The organism is Arthrobacter sp. EPSL27 (assembly GCF_001512305.1).
GTDB lineage: Bacteria > Actinomycetota > Actinomycetes > Actinomycetales > Micrococcaceae > Arthrobacter.
In genome coordinates this window covers 578,895-598,271 of sequence record NZ_LNUT01000004.1, presented here as the reverse complement: position 1 = coordinate 598,271, position 19,377 = coordinate 578,895, and the positions used below count along the sequence as shown (strand labels likewise).

Annotated in this window: 16 protein-coding genes; 9 read left to right on the top strand and 7 right to left on the bottom strand. The window is 70.2% G+C overall.

All coding sequences use genetic code 11. The features are described from left to right. Positions 1 to 5: 5 nt before the first annotated feature. The 3 genes from AR539_RS07470 to AR539_RS18950 are packed head-to-tail and all read right to left on the bottom strand — an operon-like array spanning position 6 to position 5,627. Positions 6 to 1,715 (bottom strand): DUF5719 family protein, encoded by a 1,710-nt coding sequence (locus tag AR539_RS07470; protein ID WP_066434307.1) that lies wholly within the window; start codon positions 1,713 to 1,715, stop codon positions 6 to 8. Next, a complete protein-coding gene (locus AR539_RS07465) occupies positions 1,702 to 5,055 on the bottom strand; it encodes a glycosyltransferase (RefSeq protein WP_066434304.1) in 3,354 nt (1,117 codons plus the stop codon). The genes AR539_RS07470 and AR539_RS07465 overlap by 14 nt, the downstream gene beginning before the upstream one ends. A gap of 29 nt (positions 5,056 to 5,084) precedes the next feature. Next, on the bottom strand, positions 5,085 to 5,627 hold the full coding sequence (locus AR539_RS18950; RefSeq protein ID WP_082699237.1) for a WhiB family transcriptional regulator: 543 nt from the start codon (positions 5,625 to 5,627) through the stop codon (positions 5,085 to 5,087). A gap of 348 nt (positions 5,628 to 5,975) precedes the next feature. On the opposite strand from AR539_RS18950, the gene AR539_RS07455 reads away from it, so the two are divergent. Next, positions 5,976 to 6,680 carry a TIGR03089 family protein gene (locus AR539_RS07455; protein ID WP_066434302.1) on the top strand — a complete coding sequence of 235 codons (705 nt, stop codon included), beginning with the start codon at positions 5,976 to 5,978 and terminating at the stop codon, positions 6,678 to 6,680. Positions 6,681 to 6,692: 12 nt separating this feature from the next. Here the strand turns inward: AR539_RS07455 and AR539_RS07450 are convergent, their stop codons facing one another. Beyond that, on the bottom strand, positions 6,693 to 7,307 hold the full coding sequence (locus AR539_RS07450) for a GtrA family protein (protein ID WP_231728525.1): 615 nt from the start codon (positions 7,305 to 7,307) through the stop codon (positions 6,693 to 6,695). A 200-nt stretch (positions 7,308 to 7,507) separates the two neighbouring features. Between AR539_RS07450 and AR539_RS07445 the strand changes: the two genes are divergently transcribed. Genes AR539_RS07445 through AR539_RS07425 form a run of 5 tightly spaced genes read left to right on the top strand, consistent with a single transcriptional unit; the run spans position 7,508 to position 13,225 of the window. Then, positions 7,508 to 8,656, top strand: coding sequence for a 5-(carboxyamino)imidazole ribonucleotide synthase (locus AR539_RS07445; RefSeq protein ID WP_066434301.1), 1,149 nt, complete (start codon positions 7,508 to 7,510; stop codon positions 8,654 to 8,656). Then, a complete protein-coding gene (gene purE, locus AR539_RS07440; protein ID WP_066434297.1) occupies positions 8,653 to 9,225 on the top strand; it encodes a 5-(carboxyamino)imidazole ribonucleotide mutase in 573 nt (190 codons plus the stop codon). The genes AR539_RS07445 and purE overlap by 4 nt, the downstream gene beginning before the upstream one ends. 10 nt (positions 9,226 to 9,235) lie before the next feature. Then, the gene (locus AR539_RS07435) at positions 9,236 to 10,879 is read left to right on the top strand and encodes an LCP family protein (RefSeq protein WP_066434294.1); all 1,644 of its coding nucleotides are present in this window, start codon (positions 9,236 to 9,238) and stop codon (positions 10,877 to 10,879) included. A 56-nt stretch (positions 10,880 to 10,935) separates the two neighbouring features. Further along, positions 10,936 to 12,228, top strand: coding sequence for a mannose-6-phosphate isomerase, class I (gene manA / locus AR539_RS07430; protein ID WP_066434287.1), 1,293 nt, complete (start codon positions 10,936 to 10,938; stop codon positions 12,226 to 12,228). A 4-nt stretch (positions 12,229 to 12,232) separates the two neighbouring features. Continuing rightward, a complete protein-coding gene (locus AR539_RS07425; RefSeq protein WP_066434284.1) occupies positions 12,233 to 13,225 on the top strand; it encodes a lipid II:glycine glycyltransferase FemX in 993 nt (330 codons plus the stop codon). 266 nt (positions 13,226 to 13,491) lie between these two features. Here AR539_RS07425 and galE read toward each other — a convergent pair whose 3' ends face one another. Together galE and glpX are read right to left on the bottom strand one after the other, a co-directional pair. After that, positions 13,492 to 14,466: a UDP-glucose 4-epimerase GalE gene (galE, locus tag AR539_RS07420; RefSeq protein WP_066434280.1), complete on the bottom strand. Its 975-nt coding sequence runs from the start codon at positions 14,464 to 14,466 to the stop codon at positions 13,492 to 13,494. A gap of 110 nt (positions 14,467 to 14,576) precedes the next feature. Then, complete coding sequence (gene glpX / locus AR539_RS07415) at positions 14,577 to 15,599, bottom strand: class II fructose-bisphosphatase (protein WP_197410608.1); 1,023 nt, start codon at positions 15,597 to 15,599, stop codon at positions 14,577 to 14,579. 225 nt (positions 15,600 to 15,824) lie between these two features. Between glpX and AR539_RS07410 the strand changes: the two genes are divergently transcribed. The 3 genes from AR539_RS07410 (at position 15,825) to AR539_RS07400 (ending at position 18,673) form a co-directional block, all read left to right on the top strand. Continuing rightward, complete coding sequence (locus AR539_RS07410; RefSeq protein WP_231728524.1) at positions 15,825 to 16,541, top strand: DUF4245 domain-containing protein; 717 nt, start codon at positions 15,825 to 15,827, stop codon at positions 16,539 to 16,541. A gap of 9 nt (positions 16,542 to 16,550) precedes the next feature. Continuing rightward, complete coding sequence (locus AR539_RS07405) at positions 16,551 to 17,165, top strand: carbonic anhydrase (RefSeq protein ID WP_066434274.1); 615 nt, start codon at positions 16,551 to 16,553, stop codon at positions 17,163 to 17,165. 71 nt (positions 17,166 to 17,236) lie between these two features. Further along, complete coding sequence (locus AR539_RS07400) at positions 17,237 to 18,673, top strand: class II fumarate hydratase (protein WP_066434269.1); 1,437 nt, start codon at positions 17,237 to 17,239, stop codon at positions 18,671 to 18,673. Between the two features lie 110 nt (positions 18,674 to 18,783). On the opposite strand, the gene AR539_RS07395 is transcribed toward AR539_RS07400, so the two are convergent. After that, positions 18,784 to 19,344 carry a prepilin peptidase gene (locus tag AR539_RS07395; protein WP_066434266.1) on the bottom strand — a complete coding sequence of 187 codons (561 nt, stop codon included), beginning with the start codon at positions 19,342 to 19,344 and terminating at the stop codon, positions 18,784 to 18,786. Between the last annotated feature and the right edge of the window lie 33 nt (positions 19,345 to 19,377).

Here is a 19,377-nt window from a genome sequence, read left to right as displayed (position 1 = left end):
CCCGGTCAGTAGCCGAGGGTCACCGGGACCTGTTCCTGCCCTGCTGCCCCGGGGGCAATCGCGACGGTGGAGACGTCCGGCCGGCCGTCCTGCTGCACCAGCACGGCCCCGTACGCGGGATCCCCCGCGGCGGAGACGAGGTAGCCGACCAGCGCTGAGCCCTCCACCTCGGCCGGGACAGCGATCGAGGCGGTGGTGCCGCCGGCGATGTCGGCCGCGGCCGCGGCACGGATCTTGCCGTCCGCCGTGACCGGCGTGTAGGTGATCGTTGCACGGCCCTCGGGTGCGCCGAAGACAAGGTGGCGCTCTCCCGACCCGGGGACCGGGACGACGTGCTGGCTGCCCAGCCGTGCCGAAGCTGCGGACCACGCGAAATCGACGGGATCCGCGGCGGCCAGGCCCCGGGTGACGCGGGCTGCCGCGGTGAAGGAAACGTCCGAACTGACGGCGACCGTGTACGGCCCGGCCGGCACCCCGGAGAGCGGAATCTCAGTGACCGATCCGGCCTTGGCCGTGACGGCCCCGCCGCCCGGCAGGGCCTTCTGGCCGTCCCGTCCGAACAGCTTGACCGCCACCACCGCATCGGCAGACCCCGGCACGGTGATCTGCAGGGCAGGTCCCGCGTCCCCGAAGCCGGGTTTGCCGGTGAGATCCGCCAGCCCGGCCGGATCCTGGATGTCGACGCCGGTGACCACCTGGCGGAGGGCCGGGGCCGCTGCGGGGGCAATGAACTCGACGCCGCCCGGTGTCAGTCCCCGCAGGACGCTTTGCTGGATGGCGGCGGCCACGGGCCCGCCGGCGCTGCGCACCCGGACGCTGAGCCGCTCCTGGCCCGGCGCCAGCCCGCCCAGGATGACTGAGCGTGTGGTGCCCGGGGCGACGAGAAGTCCGCGGCTGCCCGGGGCCTGGATCTGTCCCTTGGCTCCGAACAGGTCGAGGCTGACGGTGGCCGGGCTGCTGGAGGCGTTGGTGAGGTTCAGCACGGCCGTCCGGCCCAGGGACGTGTTCGCGCCGACCAGCCAGAGATCGTTGGCGGGCTGCTGGCATGCCACGGCTGCCGACCCGCGGAGGTCGCCGTCGTCGGCGGCGTAGCGCATCACCGCGCCCGCGGCCGCCTGCCGCCCGTTCTGCGCATCGGCGCTGAGGACACTGACGCCGTCGACGCCGCGCTGGGAGACCACACCGGCGGCCTGGACGGGAGGCCCCCCGGACGGCGCGGAGCTGGCGGATTCCGGCGCGGCCGGGGCAGAGCTGCCGGATTCCGGCGCCGCCGGGGCGAGTTCCACCAGTGCGGTGCCCGCAAGCGAGGCAAGGCGGCTGCCCGGCAGGACACCGCCGCTGGAACCCAGCACCACAGCGTTCACGTCGCTGCGGGCCGTGGCGGACTCGGGGCTGAACTGCGGGTCGGTGCCCACGGGGGCGCCTTCGAGCAGCCGGGCCGGGCCCGGGCAGACGCCGATGCTGCTGCCCGCGGGGACGGCCGCGAGCGGGGCCTCGACAGGGCGGCTGCTGGCTGAGTCTTGGGGGGAAAGCGCTGCCGCAGACACCAGCCCGCCGCCGGCTGCGACCAGCACAACGGCCGTGAGGACGCCGCCCAGCCGGCCGGCGGACGGCAGCGCCTTCCGGCGTGCCGGCGACGCCGGCAGCTCCTGCGCGGAGGCCTCGGGCCCGGGTGCACCCGGGGTGGTGGTGGCGGGTGTGTCATCCCTGGGCATGGTGGCGTTCCTTCCGCAGGGACCCTTCGTCCCGGGAGAGGCCGGTGTTGGGCCGGCGGGCAGGCATGGGGATGGCGAGCAGCACGGTCAGGCCGATGATGACGGCCTGGGCAACGCCCGCCCAGACGGCCCAGGGCGCTTCGTAGCGGAGACTGAGCTGGCCTCCCTGCGGGGGCAGGGTAAAGGCCTGTGCCCAGCCGGAGGTGGTGGAGGTGAGCCGGCGGCCGTCGAGCCAGGCGCTCCAGCCGGGGTCGGCGCGTTCAGCCAGCACAACCAGGCGACCGTCCGGTCCGGCAGGGACCGCCGAGTCGGCGGACACCGTCCGGGACGGGACCAGCCCCACCGTGGCGCCCGCGGCGTCGACGATCCGTACCCGATGCGCGACGTCGGCGGCCTGGAGCGCCGGCTGGTTGAGGGGGCTGATCCGCCAGAGCCAGCCGGCGCCGGTCTTGCCGACGGCAACCAGCCCGGGGACGGCGTCCATGCGGCTCGCGGTCAGCTCCGCCGCGGTGTCAGCCGCCCGCAGGACCACAAAGCCGACGCCGAGCTGCTCGAGCTCACCGCGCGGATCAACGCCCTGGCCGGCCACGATCGTGGCCACGACGTTGCGGAGCGAGGCAACCACGGCGTCGTCGTCCCGGACTTGTTCCTCGCCCGGACCGCCCATGACCGGGCGGGCGGCGGCAATGGTGGAGAGGGCGTCGAGCGTGGTGCCGGCGCCGCGCATCAGCGTGGCGTCAAAGCTTCCGTCCTCGCCGGTGGAGATCAACAGGGTCCGGGACTGTTCCGGTCCTTCACCACGGTCGATGGCCGTCGCGGGGAGGGTGCGGGGTTCGGCCGGCTGCACCAGCCGCGGGGTGCCCAGCGAGCCGGAGCCCCCTGATGCTGTCCCGGGCAGGCCGGTGCCGGCCGCCGGCGGGAGGACATTCTGCGCGGCCCACACGGTGAGACCGGCGAGCGGGCCGGCGAGCAGGAGGACCATGGCCGTGACTGCTGTGGCGCGGACCAGGACCTTGCGGCCCGCCGTTGCCGCGGCGGCCCGGTCTGCGGCGTCCAGCAGGCCGGCGGTGCCGATCAGGGCCGCCCCCAGGAGGGCGAAGGCGGCGGCCGAGACGGCCGGTCCCGTGAAGGGGGTGACCAGCACGGTGGCGCTGGCGCCGGTGGCGACCTGGCTGCTGAGCCAGCCTCCGGCCAGCAGGAGGAGCGCGGCGGCCCACAGTGCGCGGGCGGTGCGCGCAGCCCGGCCCGGCAGGAACAGCGCGGCCCCGGCCAGGAGCAGTGCGGGGAGTCCGACCAGGAGTCCCAGCAGGAGCGCCCACGGCACCGCGGATCCGGCGCCGAACACCGGCAGTCCGGTGAGGCCGCCGTCGGCAGCGAAACGCAGCGGCTGGCCCAGGAACTGCTGCCAAAGCGGGGCGGCGTCGAATCCGAGCGGCACGCCCGGGTCCGCGAGCAGGGCGCGGGGACGGTCAAGGGTGGACATGGCGAACGGCACGAACAGTGCGAGGCTGGGCAGCAGCGCCCACCACACCGTGCGGCCGCGGCGGCCCAGCAGGGTGCCGCAGAGGGCCACGAGGACAGCGGCGGGCAGCAGCAGCGAGGGGGCCGCCGCGGAGACGACAGCCAGGGCCAGCCCCGCCGCGGCGGCGGCGGTCCAGGACGGCGTGCCGTTGATTCCGGGCTTGGCCGGGGGCGCCTCGGTAAAGCGCCGTTCGCCGGGGGCGGGCACCGCGTAGCGGCCCCGTCCCGCTGCGGTTCCGGTGGCCCGCAGCAGTGCAAGGACCAGCAGCGGCATCATGACGTGGACAATCAGCGCGCCTGTGCGGCCCTGGTTCAGTGCCACCTGCAGGGCCGGCGCGCCGGCCCAGACGAGGGCGGCCGCAAGGCGCAGGCGGCGGCGCTGCGTCAGGGCCCCTGCGGCGAACCAGGCGCCGAGGGCGGAGAGCGGCATGGCCAGCACCAGCATCCAGCCGACCGCTGCGTTGGCGTCGCCGGCGCCCAGGACACCGAGTGCCCACAGCACGTAGCCGAAGGGGTCGCCGTGCCCGGGCAGCCCGGCGCCGAGGGTGATCCACCACCCTGAGGCGTGGTTCCAGATCTCGCCCAGCTGCTGTGAGGCGGGAATCATCGCGCCGCCGGTCACGGCGCCGGCGCGGAAGATGTTCAGCAGGCCAACAAGGGACACCGCGGTGGTGATGAGGATGGCGAGCAGCGCCCCGTTGCCCACCCAGCCGCGCTCGGTGGTGGTGAGGGCGGCAAAGTCGTCGGCCGCGTCTCCCGTGGGTTGTTCGGCCAGCGGGTCGTTGGCGGCAGGGCCGTCGCCGGAGTCGTCAGCCCCGAGGGCCTCCATGAGGGAACGGCGATGCGCCCACACTTCACGCCGGGGGGTCTGCAGTCCCCTGATGACCGACCGCCGGATGCGGCGGGTCCGGGCGGCGTTGCGCCGGCCGCGGACCACGGCCGCGGGACGCCCCAGCGCCCCGATGGTGGCCAGGAGCTGCGAGAAGCCGTGCCCCGGATCCTTAACGGCGATGCTCAGGACAAGTTTGAAGATGCTGCCCAGCAGCGCCCCGGCCGCGTGCAGCGGGACCATCCATGCGGCCGCGTGTTTGAGCCGCAGGTGCACCTGCGCCTTGCGGGCCGCCGTCGCGTTGCCGAGGGCGTGCGGGCGGTGCGAAACGTGGAACATCCGGGCGCTGGGCACCACCACCACGCGGTGGCCGGCCAGCCGGTTCCGCCAGCAGAAGTCGACGTCGTCGCCGCTGCCGGGCAGGGCGGGGTCGAAGCCGTTCAGGTCCTCCCAGACGTCCCGGCGGACCAGCATGCCGGCGGAGTTGACGGCGAACGTGTCGCTCCGGCCGTCGTACTGCCCCTGGTCAAGTTCATCGGCCTCGATGAGGGTGAGGCGTTCCGCCCAGCGGCTGGTGGAGAGCCCGACGTCGATCAGCCGGCGCTCGGCATGCCAGTCCAGCTGCTTGCAGCCGGCCACGGTGACGGACGGGGCACGCTCCACGGCATGCAGCAGCTCGGCGAGGGCCTCGGGGGCGGGCGCTGCGTCGTCATGCAGCAGCCAGATCCACTCGGTGGCCGCGCCGGCACCCTTGGGTGCGCCGCCCCAGGGGGCCAGCGTGCCGAGGGCTGCCTGCACCGCGGCACCCATGCCGCTGCGGGCCTGCTCGAAGACGGTGACGTTGGCTGCGCCGAACGCCTGTTCGAGGAGCGCCGCGGAGTGGTCGCGGGATCCGGTGTCGACCCCGATGCAGGTGTCCGCGGGCCGGGTCTGGGCCGCCAATGCCGCCAAGGTTCTGGGGAGAAAATCACCGCCGTCGTGGGAAACCACGACGGCGGTGACTCGTACTTCCTGAAGAATTAGACTGCTCGCTTCCTAAGCCGGCGCCGCTCGCGCTCGGAGAGGCCGCCCCAGATGCCGAAACGCTCGTCGTTGGACAGGGCGTACTCAAGGCACTGCGAGCGGACGTTGCATGCCCCGCACACTTTTTTGGCGTCGCGGGTGGAGCCACCCTTCTCGGGGAAGAATGCCTCCGGGTCGGTCTGTGCGCACAGCGCATCCGTCTGCCAGCCCAGCTCGCCTTCATCGTCGAAGTCCTGCTGGGAGGGCAAGCCGATCCACACCGGCTGCGCCGTGGTGCCCTGCTGGGCACCCTGGAGCTCCATGGGCGGGTCGAGGGGGTCGTTGTCCGGGTCCGGACCCGACAGAAGTTCGTCATGTGCCGCGAGGAAGGCCGTGGCCTGGTCCTGCAGCGAGTCTTTGGCCTGTTCGTTGTAGCGGTCGGCTGCGTCCGGATCCGCCGGATCCACATACCAGTCGCTCGGCACCCCGCGTGAACGGTACTTTGCCGTGGCCTGTCCAGCAACGACGGCCTCTTCATGGATACGCTCTGCTAGCCCCATTGGCGTTCCTCTCTGATTTTTGCAGCCTTTGACTGACCCTCGGACACTCGGTTGTGTGCCGGTTTCTGCGCATTGGCCTTCGATACCTAATTACACGTGTGTAAGTATCCGGGAGTCAAGCCACGGCGGAGATAATAATCAACCCCGGATCCAAAACAGGGGCACGCCACGCCCGATTTTTTTTGACCCCGGCCCGGAGAACCCGCGGAATAATCAGGGTACTGAGTACTTTTGAGAATTTTTCCTGAATTCGCGGGAAAGTTCCCGGGCCGTCCGCGGCCGGCGCCGGATGACCCGCCACGGACATGACGGAGATCACACCGGTTCCCGCCGTGACAAGATGAATCCATGAGCATCCCGGCAATCGAACTGATGACAGCCCTGCGGTCCGGCCAGTCAACCTCGCCCCGCCTGACCTGGTACGGCCCCGACGCCGAGCGCGTGGAACTCTCCGGCCGGGTGCTGGAGAACTGGGTAGCAAAAACCAGCAACCTGCTGCAGGACGAACTGGACGCCGAACCCGGAACCCGGCTGCGCCTGGACCTGCCGGCGCACTGGAAGTCCGTGATCCTGGCCCTGGCGGCGTGGCAGCTCGGCATGGAGGTGGTTTTCGGGGACGCGGAGGCGGATCTCCTGGCCACCGCCGAACCGGCCGCCGGCGCCGCTCTGGGGGCGTTCGACGCCGTGGTGGCCGTGGCGCTGCCGGCCCTGGCCATGCGGTGGCCGGGCGAGCTGCCCACCGGCGTCGTCGACTACGCCGCGGAGGTGCGCTCCCACGGGGATGTATTTATGCCCCACGTTGACCCGGAGCCATCGCGGCGGGCCGTATTGACCGCTGCGGGGGCAGAGCACCTGCACGGAGGCCTGCTGGATGGCTTCGCGGCATCCCACGACGGCGGGGTGCGGCTCCTGGTGCCTGCCGGCGACGGCCTGGAGACCGTCCTGGCGAGGTCCCTGGGCGCCTGGCGCGGCGACGGCTCCGTGGTGCTGGTGCACCCCGACGTCGAGGTGACGGAAAAGCTGCTCGCGGACGAGCGCGTCAGCGCCGGCTGAGCGCAGGCCTGCCTAGGCCTGCGGGCCGGGCCGTTCCGGATCCGCCACGCCCTGCACTCCGGCGGTGTCCCTGGCGGCCTGCGTCGTGACCGCTGCTCCCTCGCTGTGTTTCTTAACGGCTGCGCCGTCGCCCTGCGGGTGCCGTTCGATGATCTCGTGGTCGTGGGAGAACTCCGGCTCTTCGTCGAGTTCCTTGTTGAAGACCAGGAAGCGGTAGGCAAAGAAACGCACCACGGTGGCGACCAGGATGCCGACCACTCCGGCCAGGAACAGCACGTTCTTGTCCGTGATTCCGAACGCGTACTTGGCGAGGGCGGTGAAGCCGGTGGAGATGCCGATGCCGATCCCGTTGATCAGGATGAACATCAGGAACTCGCGGAGCACGTTGTCCTGCCGGCGGTGGCGGAAGGTCCAGAAGCGGTTGGCGATCCACGAGAACACGGTGGCCACACTGGCCCCGACGAAGCGGGCCTTGGCCTCGCTGTCGGTCATCGGGCCGTGCATCAGGTAGTAGGTGAGCCCGTTGTCAATGACGAACGCGACGCCGCCCACGGCACCGAATTTGGCCACTTCGCGCCAGAACAGCGAGGCAAGCCCCCGCAGGCGCTCCGTAAGTGTAGTAATCATGACCCTCCGTGGCCTGTGTGAACTGTGGGCCATAAGGCCAACGGCCCATTTTAGCGCCGATTGCGCTCCGGAAGCGGCGGGAAGGCCTGCGGCACCCGGACCGGGAACACCAAAAGCCGGGATATGCCGAGGCTTTCGGTAGGCTGGGAGATGTGACTTTTCCTGTAATCGGTGTGGTTGGCGGCGGCCAGCTCGCCCGAATGATGGCCCCCGCAGCCACTGCCCTGGGCTTCGAGCTCCGCGTCCTTGCCGAAGGTGAGGACGTCTCTGCCGTCTCTGCCGTGGCCAACGCCCCGGTCGGTGATTACACCGACCTTGACCACTTGCTGGAGTTCTCCCGCGGCCTGGACGTCCTGACGTTCGACCACGAGCACGTCCCCACAGAACACCTCCGCGCCCTGCAGCGCGCCGGCGTCAACGTCCACCCCGGCCCGGATGCCCTGGTCAACGCCCAGGACAAGCTGGTGATGCGGGCCGCCGTCGACCGACTGGAGCTGCCTAATCCGCGCTGGGCCGCCGTTGACGACGTCGCCGCGCTGGTCGCTTTCGGGGACGACGCCGGCTGGCCGGTGGTACTGAAGACCCCGCGCGGCGGCTACGACGGCAAAGGTGTGCGGATCGTGGACTCCGCGGCAGACGCCGCAGAGACGGCGGACTGGTTTGAGACCATGTCGCCGCTGCTGGCCGAAGCCAAAGTCGAGTTCAGCCGCGAGCTGTCCGCCATGGTGGCGCGCACACCGGACGGCGAGGCCCGGGCGTGGCCCGTGGTGCACACGGTCCAGGTCGACGGCGTCTGCGACGAAGTGATTGCCCCCGCCCTGGACATCCCGCTGGAGGTCGCGGCCGCGGCCGAGAACGCCGCACTGCGGATCGCCAGCGAGCTCGGCGTCACGGGTGTCATGGCCGTGGAAATGTTCGAGACCCCCGGCGTGGGCGCCGGGTTCCTGATCAACGAACTCGCCATGCGCCCGCACAACACCGGCCACTGGACGCAGGACGGCTCGGTGACCAGCCAGTTCGAACAGCACCTCCGGGCCATCCTCAACCTGCCCCTGGGCGCCACGGACCTGCTCGGCCCCGTGGTGGTCATGAAGAACTTCCTCGGCGGCGAGAACCAGAACCTCTTTTCCGCCTACCCTGCGGCGCTGGCCAGTGAGCCTGCGGCGAAGGTCCACTGCTACGGCAAGGCCGTCAGGCCCGGCCGCAAGATCGGGCACGTCAACCTGGTGGGAGGCTCCGTGGCCGAGGTCGGCTCGGTCCGGGAGCGCGCCGCCACGGTCGCCAACATCATCCGCGACGGCCGGGTCCAGCCCGCCGCCGGCGCGGGAGCCCACGAGGAGAACGTATGAGCACCAGCAACATCAACAGCGCAGCCCCGATCGTCGGGCTCGTGATGGGTTCGGACTCTGACTGGCCCGTCATGGAGGCCGCCGCCCAGGCCCTCGCCGAGTTCGGCATTCCCTTCGAGGCCGACGTCGTCTCCGCCCACCGGATGCCGCTGGAAATGGTCCAGTACGGCCAGAGCGCCCACGAACGCGGCCTTCGGGTCATCATCGCCGGCGCCGGCGGCGCCGCCCACCTGCCAGGCATGCTGGCCTCCGTCACGCCCTTGCCGGTGATCGGCGTGCCCGTGCCGCTGAAAACCCTGGACGGCATGGACTCCCTGCTCTCCATCGTCCAGATGCCTGCCGGCGTTCCCGTGGCGACCGTTTCCATCGGCGGCGCCCGCAACGCGGGCCTCCTGGCGGTGCGGATGCTGGCCGCGGGGACGGACCCGCTGGCCGCGCGGCTGCGCGCGGACCTGGTGGACTTCGCCCAGGAACTCAACCAGGTGGCCACCCGGAAGGGTGCCAGCCTGCGGGACAAGGTGGCTGACGTGTTCGGCGGCGGCAACGTCGTTCCCCGGGGCAGCCGTTAAGGACCGCGAGATGACCAACAGTTACGCCCCCTCCCGTCAGCCGGCACCGCGGAACCGGACGGCCGCGCCGTCCCTCACGGACCCCGTCCGCTACCCCTCCGGGGCAGCCGCGCCGGTGCTGACCAAGCGGGCCTTCCTGCTGGTCCTGATGACGCTGCTGGTGCCCGGCAGCGCGCAGATCGTCGCCGGCAACCGGCGTCTTGGCCGGTTCGCGCTGCGGGTCACGCTCACCGTCTGGGTGCTGGCCGTCCTGGCAGCGGTCCTCCTGGTGGTCTCCCGGCCGACGCTCATCAACCTGGTCACCGGCCCGGTGACGTCGCTGCTGCTCATCGTTGGCCTGGTGGCGCTGGCCGCCGGCTGGGCGGCCCTGTTCATCAACACCCTGCGGCTGATCCGCCCGGTCCTGCTTGCGCCCAAGGCGCGCCCCGCCGTCGTCGGTGTGCTGGTCCTCGCCATGGTTCTCAGCAGCGGCTCCCTGGGCTACGCCGCCTACATGCTCAACGTCAGCCGCGCCGCCATCGGCAGCATCTTCTCCAACGGTCCGGCCATTGAGCCTTCGGAGGGCCGGTACAACTTCCTCATGATGGGCGGCGACGCCGGCGCGGACCGGACGGGCCGCCGGCCGGACAGCCTCTCGGTGATCAGCGTGGACGCCAAGACCGGCAAAACCGCCATCATCTCCGTACCCCGCAACCTCCAGAACGCACAGTTCAGCGAGGACTCGCCGATGCGGAAGATCTACCCCGACGGCTACGACTGCGGCAACGAGTGCCTCATCAACGCCATCAACACCGAGGTCACCAACGAGCACCGGGACCTCTACCCCGGTGTGGCGGACCCGGGCGCACAGGCCACGATGGAAGCGGTGTCCGGGACCCTGGGCATCAAGGTCCAGGCCTACGTGCTGGTGGACATGGACGGCTTCGCCAAGCTCATTGATGCCATGGGCGGCATCCGGATCAAGGCCGGCGGCTGGGTTCCGCTCAGCGGCGACATGGTGGATGAAGCCAACGGCATCCACGGCATGCCGATCGGCTGGATCCGCGCCGGCGAGCAGACGCTCGACGGCTACCACGCCCTCTGGTACGGCCGCTCCCGCGAGTTCGTGGACGACTACGCACGGATCCAGCGGCAGCAGTGTGTCCAGCAGGCCATGCTGAAGCAGCTGGATCCGGCCACCCTGCTGGCGAAGTTTGAGGACATCGCCAACGCGGGCACCAAGGTGGTGGACTCCAACGTCTCGGCCGGCCAGCTCGGCAGCTTCGTGGACCTCGCCATGAAGGCCAAGGGCCAGGACGTGAGCCGGCTGACCATCGGGCCACCGGACTTCGATGCCTCCTTCTCGACCGTCCCGGACTTCGACCAGATCCACCAGAAGGTGGACGCGCTCCTTGGCCCCGCCCCCGAGGCGGCCGCCGGGGACGCCATCGTTCCGCAGGACGCGGCCCCCGGCCCGCTGTCCGCAGCAGGGGCGCTGCCGCAGGCCCAGCCCGGCACCCAGCCGGCACCGTCGCCGTCGGACTTCACTCCGGTGACAACCACGCCGGACGGCGAGCCGATCACGGTGGAGATGCTCAACGAGTTCAAGCGCATCGGCGACGAACAATCCATCCGCAACCTGGTCGCCACGAACGGCCAGTGCGCTCCGTTGTAAGTCCGGCGGCCGCACTTTCCGCAGCAAACATCAGTAACAGATAGGGACACCAGGCAGTGTACGAACTCGAGAATGTCCTCCGGCCTTACGCCTGGGGTTCCACCACGGCCATCGCCGGACTGCTGGGCAGGGCGGCCTCCGGCGGGCCGGAGGCTGAACTGTGGATCGGCGCGCACCCGGACTCCCCCTCGGTCGCCCTCAGCCCGGCCGGCACCGGACGGGCCGGCGCCCATGCCGCAGCCGCTGAACACCCCGGAGGCCGGGCCCTGGACGCGCTGATCGCGGAAGACCCGGAGCACCACCTGGGCAGCGACAGCGTGGCGGAGTTCGGACCGCGGCTTCCCTTCCTGCTGAAGGTCCTGGCCGCTGACAGCCCCCTCTCGCTGCAGGTGCACCCGACCCTGGAACAGGCCCGGGAGGGGTTCGCCCGCGAGGAGGCGGCGGGCGTCGACCGCGCCGCGGCGGACCGCAACTACAAGGACGACAACCACAAGCCGGAGATGATCTTCGCCCTCACACCGTTTGAGGCGCTGTGCGGCTTCCGGCCGGCGGCAGAGGCGAAAGCGGTGTTCGAGCTGATCGCCGCCGACTTTGAACTGGCGGGCCTGGAACTGCCCGGCCTGGTCCCGCTCCTGCTGGCGGACCTGTCCCACCCCGAGGAGCACACGGCCCTGCGCTCGGCGTTTGAGCGGCTGATCGCCGGCGGCGCGGACGTCTCCGACGCGGCATCCGTGATTGTGGCCGCCCTCGTCTCCGGCGCCCCCACCGCCCCGTTCCAGGCGGAGCTGTCCACGGTGGTCAACCTCCAGGCGCAGTACCCGGGCGACCCGGGGGTGCTGATCTCGCTGCTGCTCAACCGCATTTCGCTGGCACCGGGCGAGGCCGTCTACCTTCCCGCCGGCAATGTCCATGCGTATCTCCACGGCCTGGGCATCGAGGTGATGGCGTCCTCGGACAACGTGCTGCGCGGCGGCCTGACCCCCAAGTTCGTGGACGTGCCGGAACTGCTCCGGACCATCGCCTTTGAATCCGCCGGCGTGCCCACCCTCGCTGCCGAGCCGACGATGCTGGGCCAGGAGGTCTTCCGCCCGCCGTTCCGGGAGTTCCAGCTGCAGCGCATCGAGCTCGGTCCCGGCGCGGAACCGGTCCCGGTGGCCCAGTCCGGTGCCGCGGTCATCCTTGTGGTGTCCGGCTCCATCCTCCTGGACTCCCCCAAGGGCGAGCTGCGCTTGGAGCGCGGCGGCAGCGCCTTCCTCCCCGCGGCCGAGGCCCCGGTCAATGCCCACCCCGTGTCCGGCGCTGCCGGGACAGCCGTGGCCTTCGCCGTCACAACAGCACTGAAAGCCTGAGACTGTGGACCACTTCCTGCAGAGCCCCGCGTGGGCCGATGTCCAGCGAGCCCAGGGCCGGAGCGTCCACCAGCTCTCCGGCCCGGGCTGGAGCGTCCTGGCCATCGAGGAGAGCAACCCGGCCGGGAAACTCCTGTACGCCCCCTACGGCCCGGTGGCAGAGTCCCTGGCCGCGTTCGACGCAGCCCTGGCGGCACTGGTGAAGCTGGCCCGCACCTGCGGGGCCGTGTTTGTCCGGATCGAGCCGGTGGACGCAGGCTTCACGGCGGCCGACGCCGGCACCGTGCTGCGCGCGCGGGGGCTGCGGCCGGCCCCGGCCAACCAGCAGCCCGAACTGACCTGGATTGTGGACCTGGACCGGGACTTCAAGGACGTCCTCGCCGACATGAAACCGGTGAACCGCAACCTGTACCGCAACATCCACAAAAAGGGTGTGACGTTCCGCTCCAGCCAGGACCCGGAGGAGATCTCGGTCCTGCTGGGGTTCCTGCACCTCACGGCCGCCCGCAACGGGTTCAAGCCGCAGAGCGACGAATACCTGACCCAGGTGGCGCGTGCGCTGATGCCCGCGGGCGCCGCAACCCTGTTCATTGCCGAGCTGGAGGGCCAGCCGGTGGCAGCCGCCCTGGCCTATGACTCGGCGGACACCCGCACCTACGCCCACGCCGCCCTGGACGACGCGCACCGGAAACTGAGCGCAGGCATCCCGCTGCTGGTCACGCTGATGGCCGACGCCAAGGAAAAGGGCCTGAAGCATGTGGATCTCTGGGGCGTCGCACCGGCGGACCAGCCCGACCACAAGTGGGCCGGCTTCACGGCGTTCAAGAAATCCTTCGGCGGGCGCGAGGTGGCCTACCCGGGGACATGGGACCTGCCGGTGAAGAAGCTGCGCTACGGCGGATACCAGGCGGCCCGGCTCGGGGCACAGACGGCCCGCCGCGGCCTGAAGGCAGCCCGGGCGTTGCCCGCCCGCCTCCGCGGGGCCCTCCGCCGCTGACTCCCCCACGGGACATGCCCCCTGCCTGCCCCGCCCGCTGGACATAGTGCCACTATGTCCGTTCCCGGGCGCGAAACTGGACATGTCCCGCAGTGGCGGGCGCGAACAGTGAGCATGTCCCGCAGTGGCGGGCACGAACAATGAGCATGTCCCGCAGTGACGGGCGCGAACAGTGGACATGCCCCCTGCCTGCCCCGCCCGCTGGGCATAGTGCCACTATGTCCGTTCCCGGGCGCGAACACTGGACATGTCCCCCGGTTGGGGCGCTAGTGTCCGGCGGAGACTGCCTTCTTCTGAGCCTCAAAGGCGCTGGCCACCATGTCCTCCACGGAGTGCCGCATCTTCCAGTCGAGGTCCCGCGCGGCCAGGGTGCCGTCGGCCACGATCCGGTCCGGGTCGCCGGCGCGGCGGGGGCCGATCTCCGGCTCGAAGTCGATCCCGGTGACCGCGGCCATGGCCGTCATGATCTGGCGGACGGACAGCCCATCGCCGGAACCGAGGTTGTAGACGCGCTCCAGCGGGGTGCCGGCAGCCAGGGCCCGGGCCGCCGCGACGTGCGACGTGGCCAGGTCGGCCACGTGCACGTAATCCCGCACGCAGGTGCCGTCTTCAGTGTTGTAGTCGGTGCCGTTGATGCGCGGCGTCTTTCCGCCGGTCAGCGCGCGGAGCACGATCGGGAACAGATTGTGCGGGCTCGTGTCATACAGCTCGGGCGAGCCGGAGCCGACAACGTTGAAGTAGCGCAGCGAGGTGTGCTTGAGACCCCGCGCCCTGCCCTGGTCCCGGATCAGCCATTCGCCGATGAGCTTGCTCTCGCCGTAGGGGGATTCAGGCTGCGTCGGGGTGTCTTCGGTGACGACGTCGCCGGTGGGGGTGCCGTAGGTAGCTGCGGAGGAGGAGAAGACCAGCTTGTCGACCTCGGCCAGCTCCATGGCCTTGAGCAGTTCCGCCGTGCCGGTGACGTTCTGCTCATACGTCAGCAGCGGCTCCTGCACGGAGACGCCGGCGTACTTGAAGCCGGCCAGGTGGATCACGCCGGCCACCTTGTGCTCCAGCATGGTGCGGGCCACGAGCTCCGAATCGAGAATGGTGCCGTGCACGAACGGGACGTCCTCCGGGACGAACTCGCGGTGTCCGCTGGACAGCGAGTCAATCACCACCGCCTGCATCCCGGCGTCCCGCAGAGCGGAAACCACGTGCGAACCGATATACCCTGCGCCACCTGTTACGAGCCATGTCATGGCTCCACCCTATCCAATCCGGGAGCGGCCCCGGTGCGCCCGGAAAACAGCGGATCCCGGGGCGCGGAAGCGCCCCGGGATCCGGGAGTCTGCCGGCCCGGCGGCCGCAACTAGTTCTTGCGGGCGTAGCCCTCCCACTTGCTGGCCTGGTGCTCGCCGTCGACGAAGCGGATGGTGCCGGACTTGGAGCGCATCACGATGGACTGCGTGAGGACCTTGTCCTTGGAGTAGCGGACGCCCTTGAGCAGGTCGCCGTCGGTGATGCCCGTCGCCGCGAAGTAGCAGTTGTCGCTGGAGACGAGGTCGTTGGTGGAGAGCACCCGTTCCAGGTCGTGGCCGGCGTCGATCGCCTTCTGCTTCTCGTCGTCGCTGGTGGGCCACAGCCGGCCCTGGATGACGCCGCCCAGGGACTTGATGGCGCAGGCGGCGACGATGCCTTCCGGCGTTCCGCCGATGCCCATCAGGGCGTCGACGCCGGTGCCGGAGCGGGCCGCGGCGATGGCGCCGGCGACGTCGCCGTCCATGATGAACTTGGTCCGGGCGCCGGCCTCGCGGATTTCCTCCACCAGCGGGCGGTGCCGGTCGCGGTCCAGGATCATGACGTTGAGCTGGTTGACCTTGACGCCCTTGGCTTTGGCGATCAGGTGCAGGTTCTGCTTGACCGGCAGCCGCAGGTCAACCATGTCGGCCGCTTCCGGGCCGGTGACCAGCTTTTCCATGTAGAAGACCGCGGAGGGGTCGAACATGGAGCCGCGCTCGGCGACGGCGAGGACGGCCAGGGCGTTGTTGATGCCCAGGGCGGTCAGGCGGGTGCCGTCGATCGGGTCGACGGCGACGTCACACTCGGGGCCGGTGCCGTCACCGACGTGCTCGCCGTTGAAGAGCATGGGGGCTTCGTCTTTTTCACCCTCGCCGATCACAACGACGCCGTTGAAGTGGACGGTCTGGAGGAAGGAGCGCATGGCGTCGACGGCGGCGCCGTCGGCCTTGTTCTTGTCCCCGAACCCCACCCAGTGGCCGCCGGCGATGGCGGCGGCTTCGGTGACGCGGACCAGCTCCAGTGCAAGGTTGCGGTCCGGCTCGTCGATGCCGACGGCGAGGGACGGGGAGAGCGTGGAGTACTTCTGGGTCATTGGCGCTGGTGTCACGTGAACCTCTTCTTCGAGTGGCGATCATTGAATCCGCACGGACAGGTCGATCCGTCGCGGTGATTCTTTGGTGAGTGATCTCGTCTGCTATTGATCATAGTCGTGGCGAAAAGCCGCGTCTCGGAAATGACCGGATCGTGAAACACCCGTCCCTCCCGGCGGAGCGCCGTCGAATGTGAGTTCGGGCCCGCGATGGGCGACTATAGAGGGGTGAGTGAATTGCAGGAAACGCCCCCCTCCGCCCCCGCTTCCCCTTCCGGCAGCGCCGGCCAGGGAGAGCCCGGCGCGTCCGGGCAGCAGCCCGTCAAGCCCGTCCTGACCGCCGGAGCGGCGAAGCGCGCGAACGCCTCGGTGATCGGCATGATCATTGCGCTGGTCCTGAGCATCGCCACGTTCCTGCCGATCGTCCTGCTGAATCCGTCGCCGAAATCGGACGGCTACCGGCCGGACATCAACGTCAGCGCCGTGGCGGCGAACGCAGCCGATGTGGCGGGATTCACACCGGCCGCCCCGGAAACCGGCGACACATTCCGTGCGAATTACGCGCGGTGGGAGTCCGGGACCGGCAGCGGCGTCCCCACCTGGGAGGTGGGCTACCTTACCCCCAAGGAATCCTTCATCGGCCTGGTCCAGACCCGGCAGTCCAACCCCACGTGGCTGCTCCAGCAGGTCAAGAGCGCGCCCGTCACCGGCACCCGCAGCGCCGGGGGCAGGGAGTGGGAGCTCCGCGACACCGGCAAGGGCGAAAAGAGCATGGTGCTGAACGACGCCGCCGGGACCACCGTCATCCTGACCGGGTCCGCCCAGCTGGACGAATTCACGGCCCTGGCCACCGCGGTGCTGCAGTCCCTTGAGAACGCCGGCAGCGCATCCACCGGAAACAGCGCCGGCGCAACAGTTTCGCCCTCGGCTATTCCTTCGCCGTAAGGTATTCCCGTGGCCACTTATCTCACCCCTGCCCTTGCCTGGCGCCGTCTGCGCGAAGGCAACGAACGCTTCGTCGCCGGAGAGTCGTCCCACCCCAACCAGGACGCCTCCCGCCGTTCCTCGCTCGTGGAGAACCAGCACCCCTTCGCGGTGATCTTCGGCTGCTCGGACTCGCGACTGGCCGCAGAAATCATCTTCGACCTCGGCCTCGGCGACGCCTTCGTCGTCCGGACCGCGGGCCAGGTCATCGACGACGCCGTCCTCGGCTCGCTGGAATACAGCGTCGGTGTGCTGGGCGTGCCGCTGATTGTGGTCCTCGGCCACGACAGCTGCGGCGCGGTCATCGCCACCCAGAACGCCGTGAAGACCGGAGAGATGCCGGCCGGGTTCATCCGCAGCCTGGTCGAGCGCATCACCCCGTCCGTGCTGACCTCGATCCGCAACGACCAGCACGACATCAACGACATGGTGGTCGAAAACGTCAAGCAGACCTCGCAGCGCCTCGTGGACAGCTCCCGGGTCATTTCCGACGCCGTCCAGGGCGGCCGCGCCGCGGTGATCGGACTCGCTTACCGCCTCGCCGAGGGCCGCGCCGACCTGGTCTCCGGGATCGGCGAGCTGTAGGCGCTGCCGCCGGCCCGCCCCGGCGGCTTCACGGTTTTCGGTGGGGCGCCTCCGCCCAATAAGCTAGCCCCATGACTTCCACAGACGAGTTGCACACCGAAGAATTCCGCATTGAACACGACACGATGGGCGAAGTCCGCGTCCCCGTGAACGCCCTGTACCGTGCCCAGACCCAGCGTGCTGTCGAAAACTTCCCCATTTCCGGCAAGACCCTGGAACGCGCCCACATCGAGGCCCTCGCCCGGGTTAAGAAGGCCGCAGCCCAGGCCAACGCAGAGCTGGGAGTGCTCGACGGCGAGCTCGCCCAGGCCATTGCCGGCGCCGCTGACGAGATCGCCGCCGGGAAGTACGACGGCGACTTCCCAATCGACGTCTTCCAGACCGGCTCGGGCACGTCCTCCAACATGAACGCCAACGAGGTCATCGCCGAGCTCGCCACCCGCGCCCTCAAGGCCGCCGGCAGCGACAAGGTGGTCCACCCGAACGACCACGTCAACGCCTCGCAGTCCTCCAACGACGTCTTCCCGACGTCGGTGCACGTCGCCGCCACGTCGGCCCTGATCAACGACCTGATCCCCGCCCTGGGCTACCTCGCCGACTCGCTGGACCGCAAGGCCGTCGAGTTCAAGGACGTGGTGAAGTCCGGCCGCACGCACCTGATGGATGCCACGCCGGTGACCCTGGGCCAGGAGTTCGGCGGCTACGCCGCCCAGGTCCGTTACGGCATCGAGCGCATCAACGCCTCCCTCCCCCGCGTCGCCGAGGTCCCGCTCGGCGGCACCGCCGTCGGCACCGGCATCAACACCCCGGCCGGCTTCCCGGAACGCGTCATCGAGCTGCTGGCCGCCGACACCGGCCTGCCGCTGACCGAGGCCCGCGACCACTTCGAGGCCCAGGCCAACCGTGACGGCCTCATTGAGGCGTCCAGCCAGCTGCGCAACATCGCGATCTCCTTCATGAAGATCAACAACGACCTGCGCTGGATGGGCTCCGGCCCCAACACCGGCCTCGGCGAGATCGCGATCCCCGACCTGCAGCCGGGCTCCTCGATCATGCCCGGCAAGGTGAACCCGGTGATCTGCGAGGCCTCCATCATGGTCTGCGCCCAGGTCATCGGCAACGACACCGCCATCGCCTGGTCCGGGACCAACGGCGCCTTCGAACTGAACGTCGGCATCCCCGTGATGGCCGCCAACCTGCTCGAATCCGTCCGCCTGCTGGCCAACACCAGCCGCGTCATGGCGGACAAGATGATTGACGGCATCACCGCCAACGTCGAGCGCGCCCGCTTCCTCGCCGAGGCCTCCCCCTCGATCGTTACGCCGCTGAACAAGTTCATCGGCTACGAGAACGCCGCGAGGATCGCCAAGAAGGCCGTCGCCGAAGGCCTCACCATCCGCGAGACCGTCGTGGCCATGGGCTTCCTGGAGCGCGGCGAACTGACCGAGGAGCAGCTGGACACGGCCCTGGACGTGATGTCCATGACCCGCCCGCCGCACAAGGCCTAGCCCCTGGCCTAGTTCCAGCGCGGCGCTGACAGGCGCCGCACACATGGCAGCCCCCGACGGCGGCCGGCACCTTTCCAGCGAAAGGCGCCGGCCGCCGTTTCGCGTCCCCGTCAGGCCGGCAGCAGGGCCATAGCCGCGGTGGCGCCCGCCAGCATAAACGGCCCAAAGGGGATGCTCGATTGCAGGCTCCCGCGCCGGGTCGCCAGCAGCGCCAGGCTCCACAGGCCGCCGAAGAGGAACGCGGCGAACGTCCCGGCGAACACGTGCGGCCAGCCGAGGAAGCCCAGGTACATGCCGAGCACGCCGGCCAGTTTGACGTCGCCGAACCCCATGCCGGGCGGGTACACGGCCCGCAGCAGGAAGTAGAACAGCCACAGCGCCGCTCCCCCGGCCACCACGCGGAGGCCGGGCACCCCGAAAAGCCCGGCGTCGCCGTCGGGCACGGCCGCCGACGCCGGGGCGCCCGCCGCCGCATGGACGGCCGTTGCGCCCAAGAGCAGCACCGCAGCCACGGCGTAGGACGGGAAAACGATCCGGTCCGGCAGCAGGTGGTGCCGGATGTCGATGACGGTGAGCCTCACGGCCGCGACGGCCAGATAGGCACAGGCCAGCAGCACCAGCCAGAACGCCAGCGGCGCCGCTTCACCCAGCCCGTCGAGTCGTTGGATCACCCTCGGATGCTACTGGAATTTCCCGCGGCCAGT

Coding starts and splice junctions, on each gene's coding strand:
- AR539_RS07450 (WP_231728525.1), bottom strand. CDS start 7,307: ATGATTACTACACTTACGGAGCGCCTGCGGGGGCTTGCCTCGCTGTTC.
- AR539_RS07455 (WP_066434302.1), top strand. CDS start 5,976: ATGAGCATCCCGGCAATCGAACTGATGACAGCCCTGCGGTCCGGCCAG.
- AR539_RS07435 (WP_066434294.1), top strand. CDS start 9,236: ATGACCAACAGTTACGCCCCCTCCCGTCAGCCGGCACCGCGGAACCGG.
- AR539_RS18950 (WP_082699237.1), bottom strand. CDS start 5,627: ATGGGGCTAGCAGAGCGTATCCATGAAGAGGCCGTCGTTGCTGGACAG.
- galE (WP_066434280.1), bottom strand. CDS start 14,466: ATGACATGGCTCGTAACAGGTGGCGCAGGGTATATCGGTTCGCACGTG.
- glpX (WP_197410608.1), bottom strand. CDS start 15,599: ATGACCCAGAAGTACTCCACGCTCTCCCCGTCCCTCGCCGTCGGCATC.
- AR539_RS07400 (WP_066434269.1), top strand. CDS start 17,237: ATGACTTCCACAGACGAGTTGCACACCGAAGAATTCCGCATTGAACAC.
- AR539_RS07445 (WP_066434301.1), top strand. CDS start 7,508: ATGATGGCCCCCGCAGCCACTGCCCTGGGCTTCGAGCTCCGCGTCCTT.
- AR539_RS07470 (WP_066434307.1), bottom strand. CDS start 1,715: ATGCCCAGGGATGACACACCCGCCACCACCACCCCGGGTGCACCCGGG.
- purE (WP_066434297.1), top strand. CDS start 8,653: ATGAGCACCAGCAACATCAACAGCGCAGCCCCGATCGTCGGGCTCGTG.